Raw genomic sequence first — 17,776 nt, 5'->3', positions numbered from 1 at the left:
CTCGCGGCAATAACCGGAATGGTCGCTGCAGTGTTGCTTGTCGGATACCTGACAAATGCGTTCAAGGAACAATCAAAACGACAAACGATCGCCGAGGCACTTACAGGCGGCGATTCAACGCTCGCATTGCCCATTTTCCGTCGGTACGGGTGTGGTGGGTGTCACACCATTTCTGGTGTTCCCGGAGCAGATGGAAAAGTAGGGGCTCCCTTGGAGCAATTGTCCCAGCAGGTCTATATTGGCGGTGTCATCAACAACACGCCAGACAATCTTACGGCCTGGATTGTATCGCCGCAGCGCTTTTCACCGCAGTCCGCGATGCCAGCGACCGGCGTGACGGAGGCCGAGGCGCGGCATCTTTCGGCGTACCTCTACGGCAAATAATCAGGGCTTGGGGGTGTGACGAGATGGGAGGCTTTTGATGTAGCGGGCAATCGCTTGTAGGTCGGTTTCCGGGAGGGTTGATGTATTTTCGACTACGTCTGCCATTGAGGAGCCGACACGGCCGTGGTTAGGTGTTTCTCCCGTCGCCAACATTGTTGCGATATCGTTTTCCGTCCAGCTTCCTATCCTGCTTGGCGTGATATTCGGAACAAAGCCCGTTCCTTCGGGGTCTGGGCCGCCGGCAAAGCGCGTTGAAGGCTGGATCGCGCCCATAACGTTTCGTGTCGAGTGGCATTCGGCGCAATGTACGAGTGCCTCCACGAGGTAGCCGCCGCGATCGTGTAAAGCATCTCCGTTTTTTTCGCCTTGAGTTTGTCCCTCGATGAAGTAGAGCAGCTTCCAGAACGCGATAAAAGGTCGGAACCGCAGTAGGATCGGAATGTCGTGCGGCGGCGGGCGTCCCGTCACAGGTGGAAGAACGCGCATATAAGCAATGAGATCTCTGAGATCCGCCAGCGTTATGCCGGTATAGCTAGTGTAGGGAAACGTTGGGTAGTAGTGCTCCCGGTCAGGCGATATTCCGACCACCAATGCATTCCCGATGTCGGATGCAGACCAAGAGCCTATACCGTCAGTGCGATCCGAGGATATATTCGGGGCACGGAAAGTACCGTACGGCGAGGCAAGCGCTAGGCCGCCTCCGAGCTTATGACGGTCGGTTTGCCCCGGCGTAGCGTGACAAGACGAACAACTGGCCGCGGCAAAGACCAGGGCGCCGCGCCGTTCATCACCCCCTTCAAGCCGTTCGTCACCAGGCAGAAACGTTGGGACGGCTTTCGTGAAGTTCCAAGTAACGAGACAGAAAACGGCGACGAGACCGAACACAAGGACAGTTATTGCAACCTTGCTCGGCATACGGCCAACCCATGACATGGATGTTGAGAGGGCACTCATTCGTTCCCGCAAAGCTAACAACGCGTCGACGAGAGAAGATATACCCCTCTCCTTGGAACCCAACTGCGACGCGCTTGTTTGGTTCCGTGATCGACCCCAAACAGTCGATAGCTGTGGAACCCAAACCCCGCCCCCTTGGAGACCTCTGCCATTTAAGATTGTAGTGAGCGTATTGATCCTGTCTCGATGCCACAAACTTGCGAGCAGACAGACCGATAATGAGAGGAACCGAAGCTTCTCTGGTTTGTTTTACAGGGATCAAAGGAGATGAACAATGGGAATGAACACCCCTAAAGACGGAACACCAGGTACGACTGACCAGTCACCGCGTTGGGAAGGCCCTCGAGAAAATAAACCGCGCGGCTATTTGCCGGCCAAGGATGATCCTGACAAAACACCGGATTCCCAAGGTGAGACCAACGCCAATCCGCGCGTCAAGAATCTCTCAGATGGTCTCAAGCAACGGGGCGATAGTGAATAATCCGGAAGCTAGCGGTTCCATGGGCCGTGGCATTTGACCGCTGGAAATGCGGCGCATTATGGGAGCGCCGTCGTGCCGACGCGGCCACGCCGTTCTCGAGTAGAGGCGGCGGTTCGCATCGTCGCGCGCTGGCTGTTGGGCGGCCTTCGCCATCGAACATTCTACAGTCTGGCGGAGGTGAAGGCCGTGATCACCTATTTGCTGCTGATCTCAACGACACACGTTTTCTGCGCCGCGTTGCGGGTTCCTCCGGCGAAATGGCAATTGTCGCGGCGGTCCGTAGTCACTCGACAGGATTGCGCGGTAAGTAGGGTCTGCGCTGCTGAATCCCTTGGAGCTCAATCTTCCTGAGATCAATGCACCGATTTTCCAGCGGCCAAACGCAAGACCATCGAGTGCAACGATTGCGGCTTGCGACACCCAACGAATGCAGTGCGGTGCAGACAGCTCACAAAAACCCTTCTCGGTGAATGATTTCGTTTATCAAATCGTCCAACCGCGTCCGGGCAGCCCGCATATGCGGTCCGGGTCCAATGGATTTCCTCCTACGCTGAACCACTCATGGCCGCCAAACACCGAGCATGCGGGAGGTGGGGGCGCCACGAGGATGCCAAAGCATCAGCTGCGCCCCCATGCGCCAATTCCATGAAGAAACACGATCAACATCGACTGGTCGCAGGTTTCTTTCAGGCGAACAGGCGACGCCGAGCACTTCAGCGGGGGGCGTGGCTAACAATGCCAACATGTTTCTCCGCGGACGCCATCTCGGCTTTGCAAGGCGAGCCTCGCTTCAGATCGGCCAGGCACTCTTCGGTTCATCTGCAGCCAACGACAGTCGCCATCCACCAGCGCAGCTTGCTCCGTGGTAGGCGAAGGAACCTAGAGCCCTTATTCTGGTTTGGGGTTTCCAGAGAAGGGAGGTTAGAGATGGAAACAGCCCATTTACCGCTAGTGCTGGGTATAGTCGCTGTCATGAGCTTCATGGGTGCGGGCATTGCCGCCACGTTCGAGCGATCGAGACGACGTCGCGCGTCTGATATCGTGACCGTTGGGCTTGATGTACTTTGCTTGCTGACCGCCGCTATCATGATCGTACTTTTGATTGTGCTGCCGTAGCTGACTGAGAACATCGAACCACACTGTTTCGCAAAGAAAACCACTGCTCTAAGCCAGCATTTCACGGATTGTCCTGACAATCTGTCGCGGGTCGTAGGGCTTGCTCACAAAACGGCTTTCTGGAGGGATCTCATCTCTGTGGACCGTTCGGTAGCCTGAAACGACGATGATTTTCAGAGGCGGCCACCGATCCCTGACGTAGGTGGCAAGCTTGATGCCATCCATTGCGCCAGGCATGTCAACATCGGTCAGGACAAGCCTGATTTCTTGATGGTGAACGAGGGTATCCATCGCCTTGGCTGCATTATCTGCCTCCCAGACGATGAAGCCCTCGTCCGTCAGGAAATCAACAATGTCAAGCCGTAGGAGGGGCTCGTCCTCAACGACTAGAAGCGAAATAGCTGCGGTCATTCTGGCCTGGTACCTAGTCTAGAGCGCGTGAAAGCCATGCGTATTGCTCTCGACGTTCTCGAGAAATCCATCGAGAACGAAGCGAATGCCATCTGGCTCGAATAAGGTTTGCCCGGTGCCCTTGAAATACGAGGCAACGATCCTTTCGGTCAGTCGCGACCCAAATCCGGTTCGGTCGCGAGGTTTCGGTGGTGGTCCATCCTTTTCCTTCCATTCAAACCTGAAACGGCTGCCTTCCAATACCCATTGCATATGGACAACGCCCTTGTCAGAAGACAGCGCCCCGTATTTGGCTGCGTTTGTTGCGAGCTCATGTATGGCAAGCGAAAGTCCGAGGGCGCGCTGCCCTTCCAGCAAAAGATCCGGTCCCTCTATGGAAAATCTGCCATCACCATCTGCATGACCGTCGAGAGCACGGTCGATAATAGAACGAATGCCCATTCTGGAGGTGCTGCCCTGAAGCAGGAGGTCCTGAGCCCTTGCCATTGCAATCAGGCGACCACTAATCGTTTCGCTCGCCTCCTGTGTAGACGATGCGGTTCTCAGCGTCTGGGAGACAACAGCCTGCGTTATTGCGATCGTGTTTTTCATCCGGTGCGTAAGTTCGGACTGCAGCTCACGCTGGCGATGCTCGAGCTCGCTCTGGACGCGGATATGCTCCCGCGCCTCCTCCAGCGCCTGCCTCAGCCGCTGGCGTAGAAGGACATGCTCCGTCGCCTCAACCACGATATTCATTATACCTGCGACGGTTCCGTCGTCATCGAAGACTGGGGAGTATGAAAAGCTCCAGCTGGTTGGCTCTTCATAGCCATTGCGCGTCATAAGCAATGGCAGCTCCTCCCTGCGGACAGAACGCCCGGCGAGTGCTTCTTGGACCAAAGGGTGGACGTCGTCCCAGACATCCGGCCACAATTTCCGCGCCGGCTGGCCGAGCGCGCCGGGGGCTCTCGCTCCGAGCATTGGTGCATAGGCGTCATTGTGGAAATTGATCAGGTCGGTTCCCCACCACAAGCAGATCGGCTGCGTCGTATTGAGCACCAAACGCAGACTGACGACCAAGGAATGCGGCCAGGTGCCCGGAGGGCCCAAACTGGAATGCGACCAATCGAAAGTCCGGATGGCATTTGCCATGCGGCTTTTCCCAAGCCTGAGATCGATCTCGGTGGCTATTCCGGGGTCCTGCGACGTGTCTTGGGTGGCCATGGAAACGTTAACCTTCGAAAAGACAGCTGGTTCCGGCACGACGACAATCCTCAGCAGATCTGCGCTCACGGCACTGCCTGCAGCAGACTGCCGTGGTGCGAGAACGGTCAATCGCCGTTCCGGCGGACTGGGAGAAATCCGCTCACTTTGGAGAAAGCGATGCCGGAACGGCTGACGATAGAAATGCGTGTGCAAAGAAGTGGTTCCCAAGGGCTACGCAAATGCAAGCCAAAGCGGCCCCGAACAAGTTCGCTCCGATCTCCCGATCCTGTTTGACAGACCGTCTGGGAGCCATCCTCCGAGCTTCGATCTTGCATGTCGGTCAAAAAAATCAAAGTTGCGTTTGATCAAGGTTGCGTTCTTGCGCTTTGTCGGTTGCCTTGTCTTCTACGCATTCCGCTCGTTCGGAAAGGGTCCGGCTCAATTCACGTAGTTCCTGCTCGTCGAGTTTCTCGATCCCGACAAATTTATTCTGCGCCTGAGATGTCAGGATCAGTTCGTCAAGCTTGGCTTGCAGGGCTTTACCATCGCGGTTCTGCGAGTTCTGCAGAACAAACACCATGAGGAATGTGATGATCGTGGTACCAGTGTTGATGACAAGCTGCCAATTCTCAGAGAAGCCGAAGAGTGGTCCAGATGCGGCCCACACAACGACCAAGAACACCGCCGCAACGAAAGTGGCCGGCTTGCCGGAAAACTCAGAAATGACAGTGGAGAATTTCGAAAAGATTTTTGACGCTTCGTGTTCGCTCATGGAGGTCTCGCTGTTGCCGGCCCATCACAAACGCGTGATTACAGAAACAGTTCCCCTTGGCATTAGCTCTGTACGCCAGGGGACGGACGGAGTGCAGCCGAAATCTCGTTTCAAGCCTGCTGACTTGTGGTGAGTGCGTTGGAAAATCTTCAGCGGCTCAGCACCCGGTGACCAGGACTGGCCGCCACCGCCCGCCGCGCCATAGACCTGCGGTTGCCAAGCTCGCCTGTGGATCAGCCAACTGTAGATGCACGCTGCTGGACTGGGTCTCGAATGCATTGAGCTCGACACGCCCTTGAACTGGGGCCTGGACGGCTCGTCCGATCAGCGAGATTCGACGGGTGTGGCAGTGGTCCGACCATCCTGACTGGATTGCTGTCACCTCCATAACTGTCTTTCAAGATCGGCATTGTGTCAGTTGACCCGGACAGCCGGGTGCTTGAGGACATAGTAAAAGAAGCGAGGAAGCTGCCTCTTGCCAGCGATCTAATTTCGAGGGAACGAGGTCGGCGTCACCCCCGCCGTTTCACAAGTTCTCTATCAAAGGTCGTTGGGGCCATTGAGAGAACATTGCTGCAGAACGTAGGGCATTCCTCAGCGAAAATTACCCCGAGACCGTATCGAAAGTGCTCGCGCGGTTTGTGAAGGGCTAATGCATTAAGACGCAAGGTTCATGTTGCTGCTATATCCATGGTCCGCCACCTAACAGTTCATCCAATTTTCGGGACCATGCGGAACCGCATCCGTTTGCTGTTCGAAAGGTGGCACATGCAGCACCATGGACGGAAACTGGATGTCGTTGAGGAGCGTCAGAAATCATCAGAGAGGGTAGTGTTTCGGTTACCACCCGGACGGAAGCGAGCGTCGCGAGTGTCGCAGTCGAGCTCCGCGCAGGATGACGTGCAGGTCCAACGCGTGTCGGTGGACCGGTTTGTGGACGATTTTCCGAAGGTCAGGACAGAAGCCGATGTAAGCGGTTCTGGCCAATGCTTGAGGATTTCTTCCTTCCTGATGAAGATCGCGCGATTTACGCCGAAGGTCTCCGTCGCGGCGGGTTTCTGGTTTCCGTTTCCAATCTGAATGATACCCTTGTTGAAGTCGACAGACGTCCAGTCGACCGCCCACTGACCGACGCCGATCGCGGCTTCGAAGGATGGGACGGTTTCGGCCGAGGAGCATCATGAGGAGGCGCTCGTGCAGAAGGAAGCCCGTGTCGTCGAGGAGATTGGCATCCGAAAGACTGCCTCGAACCGCACCGAAACCATCGATGACGGCGTTCGCAAGACTGAGTTTGAGATCGACGACGAACGTTCCAAGGGCCTGTCGCAATCCCAAGGCGGATAGAACCAGGGTTTCCGCAAAGATTGAACTTCAGATGATTGCCGCATCCAGAGAGCCCGACGTGACGTCGGGCTTTTTGTTCGCGCCCTGCTTGCGTGAAGGCTCTGCTTCGATTATGTTTTCGCCACGTTCGAACCGGAGAAGGAGGCGTGCAATGGCAGACTTTTTGTCCCTTACGCCACCGTTGTCTGAGATCGAAGTGACGTTCCGGCCCAGGTCCGGCTAGCCCGTCACCAATCATTTTCTTTCGCGGTCTGGCGTCTTCACGCAGCGCGGCCATTTCAGTTTTGGATACGGCGCGGCTGCTTTCCCATCATTGGAAGAAGGCGCGGCGCATTGGCCGCGAAATCACCATGAAAAGAATTGCTTTGCTGAGCGCCCAATCACCGCTCTCCACTAAAAGGCACCGATCGAAATTCAAACTGCGCATCGTCGGGTGCGTCGCCGTCCTGATGCGACGGCCGGGCAGAAAGCTGGCAACAGTACCGGATCTTTCTCGCTGGCTCAAACGTGACATCGGCTTCGATCCCTGACCTGTTGGTTGCGCATGAAAGTAGAAAGGCCGGGCAAGCGCACCGGCCTTTTCCAATATTTGGCGATCGCGCGACGCGCTGATCGAACAGGCATACCGTATTTCCCTATCCGACCCGTCGCCGGTCGATCCTACCGAAGCGGCTCAACCGGCCAGGCTCAAAGCCTTTTCGAGGTCTTCTGTCCTGTAAGGCTTCAGAAGTAGGGCGGTTCTGGACGCGTCCTCCATTTCGGGAGTGCGATTGGATCCTGTTGCAAAGACAATGCCGAGGCCCGGCCAACGCTTGCGCACCTCCCTGCAAAAGTCGTGTCCTGACATCCCGGGCAGCCCAAGATCGGTTACCAGTATGTCCGGAACGCTTTTTTCGAGCAGCGCCAAAGCCTCTTCGGCCGACCCCGCTTCCAACACCTCGCAGCCAAGTTCCGTGAGCATGTCAGCCGCGGCCATCTGTATGAGCATATCGTCTTCAACAAGGAGTACACGCCTTGGCCGTTCCTCGGTGCGAGCAATGGGTTCGAGTTGCGCCGATTCGACGGGGCGCTTTCGCTCCAGCGCTGCCCTCGCCTGCTTTTCGTTGTTGAGGACGTGACGTATCTTCCGGGCAAGCGCTTCGCGGGTGTAGGGTTTTGATAAAAGTTGCACGCCGGGATCCAGGCGGCCTCCATGGACAATGGAATTCTCGGTATAGCCCGACGTAAACAGCACTGCGAGATGTGACAACCGCTCCTTCGCCTTGCGTGCCATTTCGCTGCTTTTCAATGGCCCCGGCATGACGACGTCTGTAAACAACATATCGATATGAACGCCACTTTCGATGATGGACAGCGCGGCAGCAGCGTCAGGAGCCTTGAGGACTCGGTAGCCGAGATCCTGCAGCATCTCGACAACCGTCATGCGCACGCCTTCGTCGTCCTCGGCGACGAGAATGGTTTCAGGGCCGCCTTCAACTGGCAGATCCATATTTCCGACCTCAAGATCCTCCTGCTGCATTGAACGGGGCAGATAGATCTTTACGGTGGTCCCATGACCAGGTTCGCTATAGATCTTGACGTGACCACCTGTCTGCCTGACGAAACCGTAGACCATGGAGAGCCCGAGGCCTGTTCCTTTTCCTTCCGGCTTCGTCGAGAAAAACGGCTCAAACACCTTCTCGACCAGTTCGGGCGACATTCCGGTGCCCGTATCGGTGACAGACAAGGAAACATATTGCCCGGGCTCTACATCCTGGTGCTGTCTCGCATAAATGTCGTCAATGAAAGTATTCCCCGCCTCAATCGTCAGCTTTCCGAAGCCATCCATGGCGTCACGGGCATTGATAGCAAGATTGAGGACCGCGTTCTCGATCTGCATGGGATCAATGAGCGTATTCCAAAGTCCTCCGGAAATAATCGTCTCGACTTCTATCCCCTCTCCAATCGTTCGACGAAGCATTTCGTCCATCGCACGAATAAGCCGTCCGACGTTGACGACCCGAGGATCGAGGGCCTGCCGGCGTCCGAAGGCCAGAAGCTGCGACGCGAGCTTGGACCCTCGGTCAACCCCGGCCAGTGCGTTCGCAATCTTGGTTTGCGCCTTGTCGTTTCCGGCTGTGTCCTTGGCAAGCAGCTGCAGGTTTCCTCCCACGATCTGGAGAAGGTTGTTGAAGTCGTGTGCAACACCTCCCGTCAGGTTTCCGATCGCTTCCATTTTTTGCGCCTGCTGAAGCGCGAGCTCGGTTTTTCTGAGAGCTGCGGCGGCTTCCCGCTCGTCCGTGACGTCGCGTCCGACGGCATGAATGAAGGTCTCGTCCGGCACCGCGGTCCACGAAATGATACGGTAGCTGCCATCCCGTGCCCGATACCGGTTCTCGAAGGAAAACGTGGTTGCACCTTTGCCCAGCCTTGCGACCTCTTTGAGCGTCCCCGCCCGGTCATCCGGGTGAACCAGATCCACGAAGGGTATGCCTACAAGGTCTTGCTCGTCCCAGGCGAAGATCGTCTTCCAGGCGGGGTTGACCGCCGTTATCCTTGCATCGAAATCAGCGACGAGCATGATATCGGTGGACAGGCGCCACATCCGATCCCTGTCTGCGGTACGCTCAGCGACACGTTGCTCGAGCGTCTCATTGAGCGCCTCCAGCTTTGCGCGTGTCTCACGCTGTTCCTCGATATCCGTATTGGTTCCGATCCAGCGGACGACCCGTCCCTCCTCATCACTTGTTGGGACGGCGCGGACAATGTGCCAGCGATAGTTTCCGTCAGCCCGGCGCAAACGGAATTCGGTTTCGTATGGCTGCCCCGATTTGAGCGAGGCCTGCCAGACACTCAGGACACCAGGAAGATCCTCGGGGTGGACGATCTTCGTCCACTGGTCGTTGTCCAGATCCCCCTGCAAAGTTCCGGCATATTCGTAGACCCGTTCATTGAACCAATCGAGCTGGCCATCGGGTCTTGCCGTCCACACGTGGTTCGGAATGGCTTGGGCAAGCGCCCTGAACCTGGCTTCACTTTCCCTCAGGTCGCGCTGAGCCTTTCGCCGATCTGTAACATCCTGCACGACCCCCACGAAACGGACTGGCACGCCGTCCGCATTTCGTTCAAATTCGCCGCGCCGGGCGATGAACCGCTTCTGCCCGGTGTCTGCGCGACGAATGCGGTACTCGACGTTCAAGGGAGAGTCTCCGACACTGCGTGTCCTCTCATTGGACGCTGTTTCCCGGTCTTCCTCGAGAACAAGCTTTTCAACCTGCTCGATCGAGACATCCTTGTCTTCGGGCAATCCGTAAATCTTGCAGAATTCCGGCGTCGCACTGAGCACATTTGTGACGAGGTCGAGCGAGAAAACGCCGACGCCTCCAGCTTCCTGCGCACGTCTCAATCCCGCTTCCGTATCCTTCAGAGCCTGAGCCGCCAAGTGTTCCTCTGTCCTGTCACGCAAGACTTTGACGAGACCCACAGGCCGGCCTTGCTCGTCGCGAATAACACTGATCTCGCCATTCGCCCAGAAACGTTCACCGGATTTTCGAACGTGCCATCGATCATGATGGGCGCTACCATCTTTGAGCGCGGCGTCCATGGCCTCACGCGCCTTGCCTGCGTCTCGGTCTTCCGGCGTGAACAACATGTCCCAGTGGACTGCAACAGTCTCCTCTTCCGTCCAACCGAAAATCCGTCTTGCGCCTTCGTTCCAGCGAAGAATCCGACCATTCAAATCCAATGCGAGAATTGCATAATCGATCGCTCCGTCCAGAATCTGGCGAGACTGCCGCTCGCTCGCGCGTAAGGCTTCTTCCGCAGTCACGCGGTCGGTCACGTCGGTGCCCTGAGCGAAGATCCCGACGATCGCTCCGTCAGCATCGAGTACAGGCTGGTAGACGAGGTCAACATATTTCCGTTCGACGTTCGATTGTGCGGACGGTTGAAAATCAACGGCCAGAGCCTGCCCCTCATAGGCAACGCCTGTTTGGTACACCTTGTCGAGGAGCTCGAAATACCCCTGCCCCCTGAGATCAGGGAGCGCATCCCTGGCCGTCTTTCCGACAATGTCACGATGCCCAACCAGTTGCTGGTAGGCAGCGTTGGTTAACTCGAACACGTGCTCTGGACCCCGCATCATCGCGATGAAGCCGGGGGCCTGCTCGAACATCCGCCGCAACCGGTCCTGCTCGCCGTGGCGCCACCGCTCGGCCATGACTTTCGCCGTCGTCTCCACAACAATCGCGATGACCCCGCACGGCCTGCCGTCCTCGTCCATGATCGGCGAGTAGTCGAGATTCATGAAGACCTGTTCCGGCCTCCCCTGCCTGTGTAGCGTCAGTTCCTGGTCCTGATAGGCAAGAGTTCCGCCGGCCAGCCCGACATTCATGACATTATCGTTGAAGTCGGCAATCTCGGCCCAGCCCTCACGCACCTTGGAGCCGAGCAACTGGGGATGGCGGCCTCCCGCAAACACGGAATAGGCGTCGTTGTAAATCATGATCCCGTCAGTTCCCCACAGGGTGACAATGGGAACGGGGGATTGAAGAATGGTACTCGTAGTCACCTTGACGGCTTGCGGCCAGCCCGACGGCGGTCCTAGCGACGTCTTTTCCCACTCGAAATTACGGATCAGGTTGGCAAGCTCGCCACCATGAGCAAGAAAATCAAAATCGTCAGCTATCATTGAAACCACAGTCGTTTTTCGCGACTTATGTAGTCGGAACATTCCGTTCGGGAAGTGCCCAGCAAGCCGAAAAATCAGTTTTGTTCGATGTGGTACAGGCCCCGAGCAACCAACACAACCCCGGCAAGGCGTTTGGCCACAAGCAGCACACGCTATGATTGCTGCAAAATCGCAGGCAGCCCAAGGAAGGGTGTGCAGGGAACAGCGAGCGGTGCGCTGTCTCGATCGCAGAACCATCTAGTCCAGCTGCTGTAGTCCTTCTCTTACGGCTGAGCGCGACTGGCGCTTGTTGCGGCAATCGCAGCCAACGTCTGCGCATCGCGACCATAAATGTCATCGAAGTAGTGAATGACGCCGTCGGCGGTCGGCCATGCCGTGAAATAGGAAACATAAACAGGAATTTCCTCAGGCACCGGCATGTCTTTCTTCTCGCCGCCGGCAATTTCCTGATCAACAAATTCCACGGAGGTCTGCAGGACGGCGGCGGCCATGGCGCGAGGATTTTCCAGTCGAACGCACCCATGACTGAACATGCGATCCTGCGACGCAAACTTTCCTCGTGCCGGCGTGTCATGCATGTAGATGTCATGAGGATTGGGGAAAAGGATCTTGAGTTGGCCAAGAGCATTGTCCGGCCCTGGTGGCTGGACAACCGAGATGTTCTCCAGCGGTTGGGCCCAGTCGACCTTTGCAGAAGACATCTCCTTCCCCTTCACGGCTACCTTATAGCCCTCTCGGTCCAAATAGGACGGGTCGCGCTTCAAGTGCGGCAGCATTTCATTTCGAATGATAGATTGCGGGACACCCCAATCAGGATTGAATTGCACGGTCTTTATCGTGGCATCGAAGAAGTTTGTCTGGTGGTCTTGTTGGCCGATGACCGCTTTCATTGACAGTGCCAATTCACCTCGGTCGAAATAGTAGGCCATGTAAGCAGGCTGGTTGATGAACACGTACTTTTCGGGAAATTCCTGCGGGAGCCATCGCATTTCCTCCATTGCCACGATGACCTTGTTGACGCTCGCGGATGCATCGCCTTCTCCCGATGTGCGTAGCCAGTGAAGTTCAGCGGCAAGCTGAGCGAATTTTGGGTTGCTCGGCATCAAGCGGTCAAAAATCCCCATCAGGTCGGGCGTCTTGGACAGTTGATAGAGGGTAGCCCTGAGATCGACCTGTTTGCGTTTGAAGTCGTAGTAGTTGGACAATTTGTTCGGATCGATCCGACCGCGAAAATTGTCCTGAAGGAACATCAGAAGCTTCTCTGACAGGGATGCTTCAAACAGGGCTACCGATCTGGCATAGTCTGAGGAATTCCTGGGGGCGCCTTGAAATGACAAGGCAACCTCATAGTCGGCCGGATTTAGTCCCCAATCGCCAGCCTGCTTCAACAGGCTGATTGCCTGAGCGGCTTTTGCGTTCGGACCCCTGCCGTCAACCCAGATCAGTTTCGCTTTTTGGTCGCTGTAATAGGCCTCGACAGCATCGGCTATGTCGCTATTCATCTCTTTCGAAAGGCCGCCCATTTCCTGCAGAACCCTCGATTGATTGTTCCCGACGGCAAACAGCGTCGTGAGTGGGCCGGCGCCGTTACGCGGGGAAATGTGGGCCGGACGGCGCGCTGGGACGGTGTACGGAATGGTCGAAATGACTTCTTTCGACAGGACGGGCTGAGGCTCTGCACGGAGGTCTCCCACAGCGGAAGCAAGAGCCATCGCACTGACAAGGGCAACCCATTTGGTCGTTTTTTTTCGGATCATCTACTTCCTTGAACCTCAAGTGCGACGCAGGCGCCGGAAAGCCGGACTACAACGCCACATTTGGGCAGAAGATAGGCGCGGCGACTTGGCCCCCATCTTGCAGCCCCGACGATCTTCGATCCACTTTACGGACACCGGCATTCCGGTGTTGCTGATAGACAAATGAAGGCGCCATATCTTCGAACTCTCAGCCGCGCTGGGAACTGCATCGGCGATCGTTCAAGAAGCCTCTGCCGGCTTAAAGTCGAACACGTAGAAGCCGCGGCTCCCTACCATCATATATTTAGATATCCTCGTAAAAAGATGATTGAAATGGTAAGCAGGATCAGAAGAACCCTGACCGTGTAGAAACGCACGCATGCGTTCGAAGGTACAAACAGGTTTGTCATGGAACAGCGGAACAGGAGCGGCGCCAGTGCGAGGAAAGACCGCGCGACTGCGAAAACTTCGAATGGCGGCCATCGCGGGCGCATCGCGCAAGGCATCCGGCCCAACTTCTCAATGACGAACTGTGAGCCGATGCGGTTTCGAAAGGCGCGATTGAGCTCAAGTCTTCAACTGGAACTCGTGCAATGGTTCTGAGTTTGCCTCCGGAAACGGAGGCCGAGCCATGACAGACAAGCCAATCCCGATTCTGCCAAGCTTCCACCGAAGTCACGAGGATACCCAAGGCGACGAGCTTCCCGACATCAATCGCTACAAGCAGCGCAAGCCGCCCGTCAGGATAAAATGCTCGAAACCGATGATGGCGTAACCGACACGGATCCCGAGACAGTCCGGGCGGAGACCATGGATCCCATTCCGCCGCCCCAATTCTCCAACCCCGAGTAAGTCCTCGTGACCGAACGCAAGAATTACCGCAATACCGATGAACTGACGTCTGAGGACCTTGAGCCGAGAATCGTGACCAGCGCAGTGGAAGCGATCTATGAGAGGAAAAGACACCCGCTGCAGCCGGACCCCATCTTCCCGAGTTGCGATCGAGGCGCTTTCGTCCACTCGCTGACTGAACGGTCGGAACAACGACCAGAGTTTGGGGGTTTCCTGCTCTAGGTGGAGGTCCAAGATGCTGTATTACTTCAACCTTTGCTCCGACGACGGAATTGATCTCGATCAGCAAGGCTTAGACTTACCAACATTGGACGATGCGAGACGGGAAGCAAACCGTGCTGCGAGAGAAATGGTCGCCGAACTTGTTCTCGAGGATCGCAAGATCGACGGCATGCGCTTCGAAATCGCGGACCACGCTGGCAACCGGGTGGAGACAATTTATTTTCGTGACGTTATCCGGTTTGAGTAAGGACGTAAAGCCAGATTGCGCTCAATTCGTTGCCCGATTGATCGAGTTATCCAGGGAACCTTCCGTTCTCCTATTTGTTCTTTCTACCGGGCACACGCAAAGCGAAAATGGACGACAACACAAACATTTCTTACCACCATCAACTCTACTTGACTCCACGCGCTCCCAGCCAGGTCGAGAAGCCTCAGCGTGGTCCGGCCTGACAACGATGCCCGGCGCGTTTACCTCGATCGTGTAAGAGCCTTCGACAACCGCGAGCAGCCGGTCAAGGCATGGAAAACCTTCTTCGGAGAAACGAAGCAGTCGCTGTCGAAAAGGCGAAGGAACTCGCCAAACGACTGGCCACTCATGCTTAGTGTGAGCAGGCCGGACGAATTTCGTCACTTGGCAAGAACGCGCTACAGCACCGGGTCCTCGCTCCAACAAGATGCCTCCGGCATGAAAAGGATTCGTGCCATGTGGAACAATCGGCGCAGGTCAAAGTTTAGTCGCGCTACCATTAAAGTGAAAGGACCACAGCATGGCAACGACGAAAACCCTTGACGATCTTTTTCTCGATACCCTCAAGGACATCTACTACGCCGAAAAGCAGATCTTGAAAGCCCTGCCTAAGATGGCCCGTGCGGCGCAGTCGGAAGAAGGCAGGGCAGGATTTCTGCAGCATCGCGATGAAACGCAGGGCCAGATTGATCGTCTTGAGCAGGTATTCGAGATCATCGGCAAGCCTGCCCGGGGAAAGACTTGCGAAGCGATCCAGGGTATCATCGCAGAAGGCGAGGAAATCATGGAAGAGTTCAAGGGATCGCCTGCTCTCGACGCCGGTCTCATCTCCTCCGCGCAGGCGGTCGAACATTACGAAATTGCGCGTTACGGCACCCTGATTGCTTGGGCGAGCCAGCTTGGTCTCAAGAACGCCATCCCGCTTCTGCAGACCAGCCTCAAGGAAGAGGAAGCAACCGACCAGAAGCTGACCCAGCTCGCCAAGGCGTCTGCGAACCCCAAGGGCACGAAAGCCGCCTGATCCAAATCGCGATCACTCGGGAAGGTCGTTCAAACGAGCGGCCCTCCTTTGCCTTTCACCAATCGGAGGGAACCATGGCCAAGAAGCCATCGGCATCGCCAACGTTATCCAAGAAAACCACCGTCTCCGACAATGTCACGATTCATGACCAGAAGATCCACCGCGGCGTCGGTGGTGAACTGCATCAATTTTCGGAGGACGGTCATGATATCCTGACTACCGCTCAGGGGTCGCCCGTCGCCGATGACCACAATACGCTGCGCGTCGGGGCTCGCGGACCTGCTGTTCTTGAAGACTTTCATTTTCGCGAGAAAATTTTTCATTTCGATCATGAACGCATTCTGGAGCGCGTTGTGCATGCCCGTGGCTATGGCGCCCATGGCTTTTTCGAAACATACGAGCCTCTCACCGATCTTACCCGCGCCGACATTTTCCAACGCGCCGGCGAGAAGACCCCCGCTTTCGTGCGTTTTTCGACTGTTGCAGGAAACAAGGGCTCGTTTGATCTTGCGCGCGACGTCCGCGGCTTTGCGGTAAAGATGTACACGAAGGAGGGCAATTGGGACCTCGTCGGCAACAACATTCCTGTCTTCTTCATCCAGGATGCGATCAGGTTCCCGGATCTCGTCCACGCTGCCAAACAAGAGCCAGATCGGGCATTTCCGCAGGCACAGACCGCTCACGACAATTTCTGGGACTTCATCAGCCTCACGCCGGAGAGCATGCACATGATCATGTGGATCATGTCGGATCGTGCGATCCCAAGGTCCTTCCGGTTCATGGAAGGGTTCGGCGTTCATACGTTCCGTTTCATCAATGCCAATGATCAATCGACATTCGTCAAGTTCCATTGGAAGCCGAAGCTCGGCCTTCAGTCGGTCGCCTGGAATGAGGCTGTCAAGATAAACGGGGCGGACCCGGACTACCACCGCCGCGATCTCTGGCAATCGATCCAGGCGGGCAGTTTCCCCGAATGGGAACTGTGCGTCCAGCTTTTCGATCAGGATTTCGCGGATAATTTTGATTTCGACATCCTTGATGCGACGAAAATCATTCCTGAGGAGGTTTTACCGGTCAGACCGATTGGTCGACTGGTGCTCGACCGGATGCCCGATAATTTCTTCGCCGAGACCGAACAGGTCGCATTCATGACGCAGAACGTGCCTCCTGGTATTGGCTTCAGCAACGATCCCCTGCTGCAAGGTCGAAATTTTTCCTACCTCGACACGCAACTCAAGCGGCTCGGCGGGCCGAACTTCACGCATTTGCCGATCAATGCCCCGAAGTGCCCCTTCCACACCTTCCAGCAGGATGGCCACATGGCAATGCGTAACCCGGTTGGACGTGTGAATTATCAGCCAAACTCGTTCAATCAGGGTCCGCGAGAATCCCCGCTGCAGGGCTATCGCCATTTTCCAGCCGAAGAACAGGGATCGATGGTCAGGCTTCGGTCAGAGAGTTTTGCGGATCACTATAGTCAGGCGCGCCAGTTTTTCATCAGTCAGACGCCACCTGAGCAGCGACACATTGCCATGGCTCTGACGTTCGAGTTGAGCAAGGTAGAGACACTGGCAATCCGAGAACGGATGGTTTCGCATCTGATGAACATCGACGATACGCTTGCCACAACGGTTGCGGAAAAGCTCGGTTTTCAGTCGATGCCCACACCCGCGGAGGCGGCGGTCCCAACCCGTCAGGATCTCGAGCCGTCGCCAGCGCTGAGCATTGTGGAACGTGGTCCGAAACGCTTCGAAGGCCGCAAGCTTGGTATTCTTGTCACCGACGGTGTAGATGCCAAGCTTCTGAAGGCTCTTAGCAAAGCTGTCACCACCGAGAAGGCAGTCTTTGAAATCATCGCACCCAAAGTGGGAGGCGTGACGGCTTCAGACGGAAGCTGGGTGGAGGCGCACCACATGATCGACGGCGGACCGTCCGTGCTCTTCGATGCCGTGGCACTGCTGACCGCACATCAGGCCATGGACGATCTCGTCAATGAAGCCACTGCCCGAGACTTCGTTGCTGATGCATTTCAGCATTGCAAGTTCATAGGCTACGACCAGTCGGCTCTCCCCTTGCTTGAGAAAGCGGGAATCTCTGGCGCGCTTGACGAAGGCACCATCGCCCTGCCGGGCGACAAGAGCGTGTCGGACTTCGTGCAGGAGATCGGTAAGCTGCGCGTTTGGGCTCGCGAACCCGCTGTGAAGCTCGGCAAGGCGTCTTCGCCGATCGTTTGAGCGGAAGGCGCGGCCTTGCAGCCGCGCCTCCAAAGCCCCTTGTCCCCAGAACAACCAAGCGGCCACACCACTTCTTTGCTCGTTTTTTTTGATTTTTTTTGTGCAACGGAACCGGCTCCCGCCTGCGGCGTTCGCCTTCCCAAAAGAG

At 56.4% G+C, this 17,776-nt stretch carries 15 protein-coding genes and 1 pseudogene; 10 read left to right on the top strand and 6 right to left on the bottom strand.

Going from position 1 to position 17,776, the window contains the following annotated elements:
- The first annotated feature begins 18 nt into the window (after nucleotides 1–18).
- Nucleotides 19–384, top strand: a complete 366-nt coding sequence (locus tag FHT76_RS28195) for a cytochrome c family protein (protein ID WP_246719956.1) — start codon at nucleotides 19–21, stop codon at nucleotides 382–384.
- Here the strand turns inward: FHT76_RS28195 and FHT76_RS28190 are convergent, their stop codons facing one another.
- Nucleotides 385–1,299 (bottom strand): c-type cytochrome, encoded by a 915-nt coding sequence (locus FHT76_RS28190; protein WP_405049522.1) that lies wholly within the window; start codon nucleotides 1,297–1,299, stop codon nucleotides 385–387.
- Nucleotides 1,300–1,612: 313 nt separating this feature from the next.
- Between FHT76_RS28190 and FHT76_RS28185 the strand changes: the two genes are divergently transcribed.
- From FHT76_RS28185 to FHT76_RS28175, 3 genes and pseudogenes are all read left to right on the top strand, one after another.
- Nucleotides 1,613–1,819: a hypothetical protein gene (locus tag FHT76_RS28185; protein ID WP_183756687.1), complete on the top strand. Its 207-nt coding sequence runs from the start codon at nucleotides 1,613–1,615 to the stop codon at nucleotides 1,817–1,819.
- 39 nt (nucleotides 1,820–1,858) lie between these two features.
- Nucleotides 1,859–2,058: pseudogene (locus FHT76_RS28180) on the top strand (IS21 family transposase); the annotation flags it as partial.
- A 688-nt stretch (nucleotides 2,059–2,746) separates the two neighbouring features.
- Nucleotides 2,747–2,935: a hypothetical protein gene (locus tag FHT76_RS28175; RefSeq protein ID WP_183756686.1), complete on the top strand. Its 189-nt coding sequence runs from the start codon at nucleotides 2,747–2,749 to the stop codon at nucleotides 2,933–2,935.
- Nucleotides 2,936–2,983: 48 nt separating this feature from the next.
- Here FHT76_RS28175 and FHT76_RS28170 read toward each other — a convergent pair whose 3' ends face one another.
- From FHT76_RS28170 to FHT76_RS28160, 3 genes are all read right to left on the bottom strand, one after another.
- Nucleotides 2,984–3,346, bottom strand: a complete 363-nt coding sequence (locus FHT76_RS28170) for a response regulator (protein ID WP_183756685.1) — start codon at nucleotides 3,344–3,346, stop codon at nucleotides 2,984–2,986.
- An 18-nt stretch (nucleotides 3,347–3,364) separates the two neighbouring features.
- Nucleotides 3,365–4,618 (bottom strand): sensor histidine kinase, encoded by a 1,254-nt coding sequence (locus FHT76_RS28165; protein WP_259186086.1) that lies wholly within the window; start codon nucleotides 4,616–4,618, stop codon nucleotides 3,365–3,367.
- Between the two features lie 262 nt (nucleotides 4,619–4,880).
- A complete protein-coding gene (locus FHT76_RS28160; RefSeq protein WP_259186085.1) occupies nucleotides 4,881–5,303 on the bottom strand; it encodes a low affinity iron permease family protein in 423 nt (140 codons plus the stop codon).
- A gap of 1,194 nt (nucleotides 5,304–6,497) precedes the next feature.
- Here FHT76_RS28160 and FHT76_RS28155 point away from each other — a divergent pair.
- Both FHT76_RS28155 and FHT76_RS28150 read left to right on the top strand, forming a co-directional pair.
- Entirely contained in the window at nucleotides 6,498–6,647 is a 150-nt protein-coding gene (locus tag FHT76_RS28155; protein WP_405049519.1) for a DUF2382 domain-containing protein, read from the top strand.
- Between the two features lie 284 nt (nucleotides 6,648–6,931).
- Nucleotides 6,932–7,177 carry a hypothetical protein gene (locus tag FHT76_RS28150; RefSeq protein WP_183756683.1) on the top strand — a complete coding sequence of 82 codons (246 nt, stop codon included), beginning with the start codon at nucleotides 6,932–6,934 and terminating at the stop codon, nucleotides 7,175–7,177.
- A 143-nt stretch (nucleotides 7,178–7,320) separates the two neighbouring features.
- Here FHT76_RS28150 and FHT76_RS28145 read toward each other — a convergent pair whose 3' ends face one another.
- Both FHT76_RS28145 and FHT76_RS28140 read right to left on the bottom strand, forming a co-directional pair.
- Entirely contained in the window at nucleotides 7,321–11,316 is a 3,996-nt protein-coding gene (locus FHT76_RS28145) for a PAS domain S-box protein (protein ID WP_183756682.1), read from the bottom strand.
- Between the two features lie 263 nt (nucleotides 11,317–11,579).
- A complete protein-coding gene (locus tag FHT76_RS28140; protein ID WP_183756681.1) occupies nucleotides 11,580–13,073 on the bottom strand; it encodes a murein L,D-transpeptidase in 1,494 nt (497 codons plus the stop codon).
- 610 nt (nucleotides 13,074–13,683) lie between these two features.
- Here FHT76_RS28140 and FHT76_RS28135 point away from each other — a divergent pair.
- From FHT76_RS28135 to catE, 4 genes are all read left to right on the top strand, one after another.
- Nucleotides 13,684–13,827: a hypothetical protein gene (locus tag FHT76_RS28135; RefSeq protein ID WP_183756680.1), complete on the top strand. Its 144-nt coding sequence runs from the start codon at nucleotides 13,684–13,686 to the stop codon at nucleotides 13,825–13,827.
- Nucleotides 13,828–14,139: 312 nt separating this feature from the next.
- Entirely contained in the window at nucleotides 14,140–14,373 is a 234-nt protein-coding gene (locus FHT76_RS28130) for a DUF6894 family protein (protein ID WP_183756679.1), read from the top strand.
- A gap of 520 nt (nucleotides 14,374–14,893) precedes the next feature.
- Entirely contained in the window at nucleotides 14,894–15,394 is a 501-nt protein-coding gene (locus FHT76_RS28125; RefSeq protein WP_183756678.1) for a ferritin-like domain-containing protein, read from the top strand.
- 74 nt (nucleotides 15,395–15,468) lie between these two features.
- Nucleotides 15,469–17,628, top strand: coding sequence for a catalase C (catE, locus tag FHT76_RS28120; RefSeq protein ID WP_259186084.1), 2,160 nt, complete (start codon nucleotides 15,469–15,471; stop codon nucleotides 17,626–17,628).
- The last annotated feature ends 148 nt before the right edge of the window (nucleotides 17,629–17,776 follow it).

Source organism: Rhizobium sp. BK176 (assembly GCF_024808055.1).
The sequence above is the reverse complement of the archived record's forward strand: the minus strand, read 5'-3'. Positions and strand labels throughout refer to the sequence as shown.

What these genes read in the sequence shown, in the direction of transcription:
- FHT76_RS28135 (WP_183756680.1), top strand. Translation starts at nt 13,684, where the DNA reads ATGACAGACAAGCCAATCCCGATTCTGCCAAGCTTCCACCGAAGTCAC.
- FHT76_RS28130 (WP_183756679.1), top strand. Translation starts at nt 14,140, where the DNA reads ATGCTGTATTACTTCAACCTTTGCTCCGACGACGGAATTGATCTCGAT.
- FHT76_RS28170 (WP_183756685.1), bottom strand. Translation starts at nt 3,346, where the DNA reads ATGACCGCAGCTATTTCGCTTCTAGTCGTTGAGGACGAGCCCCTCCTA.
- FHT76_RS28195 (WP_246719956.1), top strand. Translation starts at nt 19, where the DNA reads ATGGTCGCTGCAGTGTTGCTTGTCGGATACCTGACAAATGCGTTCAAG.
- FHT76_RS28175 (WP_183756686.1), top strand. Translation starts at nt 2,747, where the DNA reads ATGGAAACAGCCCATTTACCGCTAGTGCTGGGTATAGTCGCTGTCATG.
- FHT76_RS28125 (WP_183756678.1), top strand. Translation starts at nt 14,894, where the DNA reads ATGGCAACGACGAAAACCCTTGACGATCTTTTTCTCGATACCCTCAAG.
- FHT76_RS28140 (WP_183756681.1), bottom strand. Translation starts at nt 13,073, where the DNA reads ATGATCCGAAAAAAAACGACCAAATGGGTTGCCCTTGTCAGTGCGATG.
- FHT76_RS28160 (WP_259186085.1), bottom strand. Translation starts at nt 5,303, where the DNA reads ATGAGCGAACACGAAGCGTCAAAAATCTTTTCGAAATTCTCCACTGTC.
- FHT76_RS28190 (WP_405049522.1), bottom strand. Translation starts at nt 1,299, where the DNA reads ATGCCGAGCAAGGTTGCAATAACTGTCCTTGTGTTCGGTCTCGTCGCC.
- catE (WP_259186084.1), top strand. Translation starts at nt 15,469, where the DNA reads ATGGCCAAGAAGCCATCGGCATCGCCAACGTTATCCAAGAAAACCACC.
- FHT76_RS28145 (WP_183756682.1), bottom strand. Translation starts at nt 11,316, where the DNA reads ATGATAGCTGACGATTTTGATTTTCTTGCTCATGGTGGCGAGCTTGCC.
- FHT76_RS28185 (WP_183756687.1), top strand. Translation starts at nt 1,613, where the DNA reads ATGGGAATGAACACCCCTAAAGACGGAACACCAGGTACGACTGACCAG.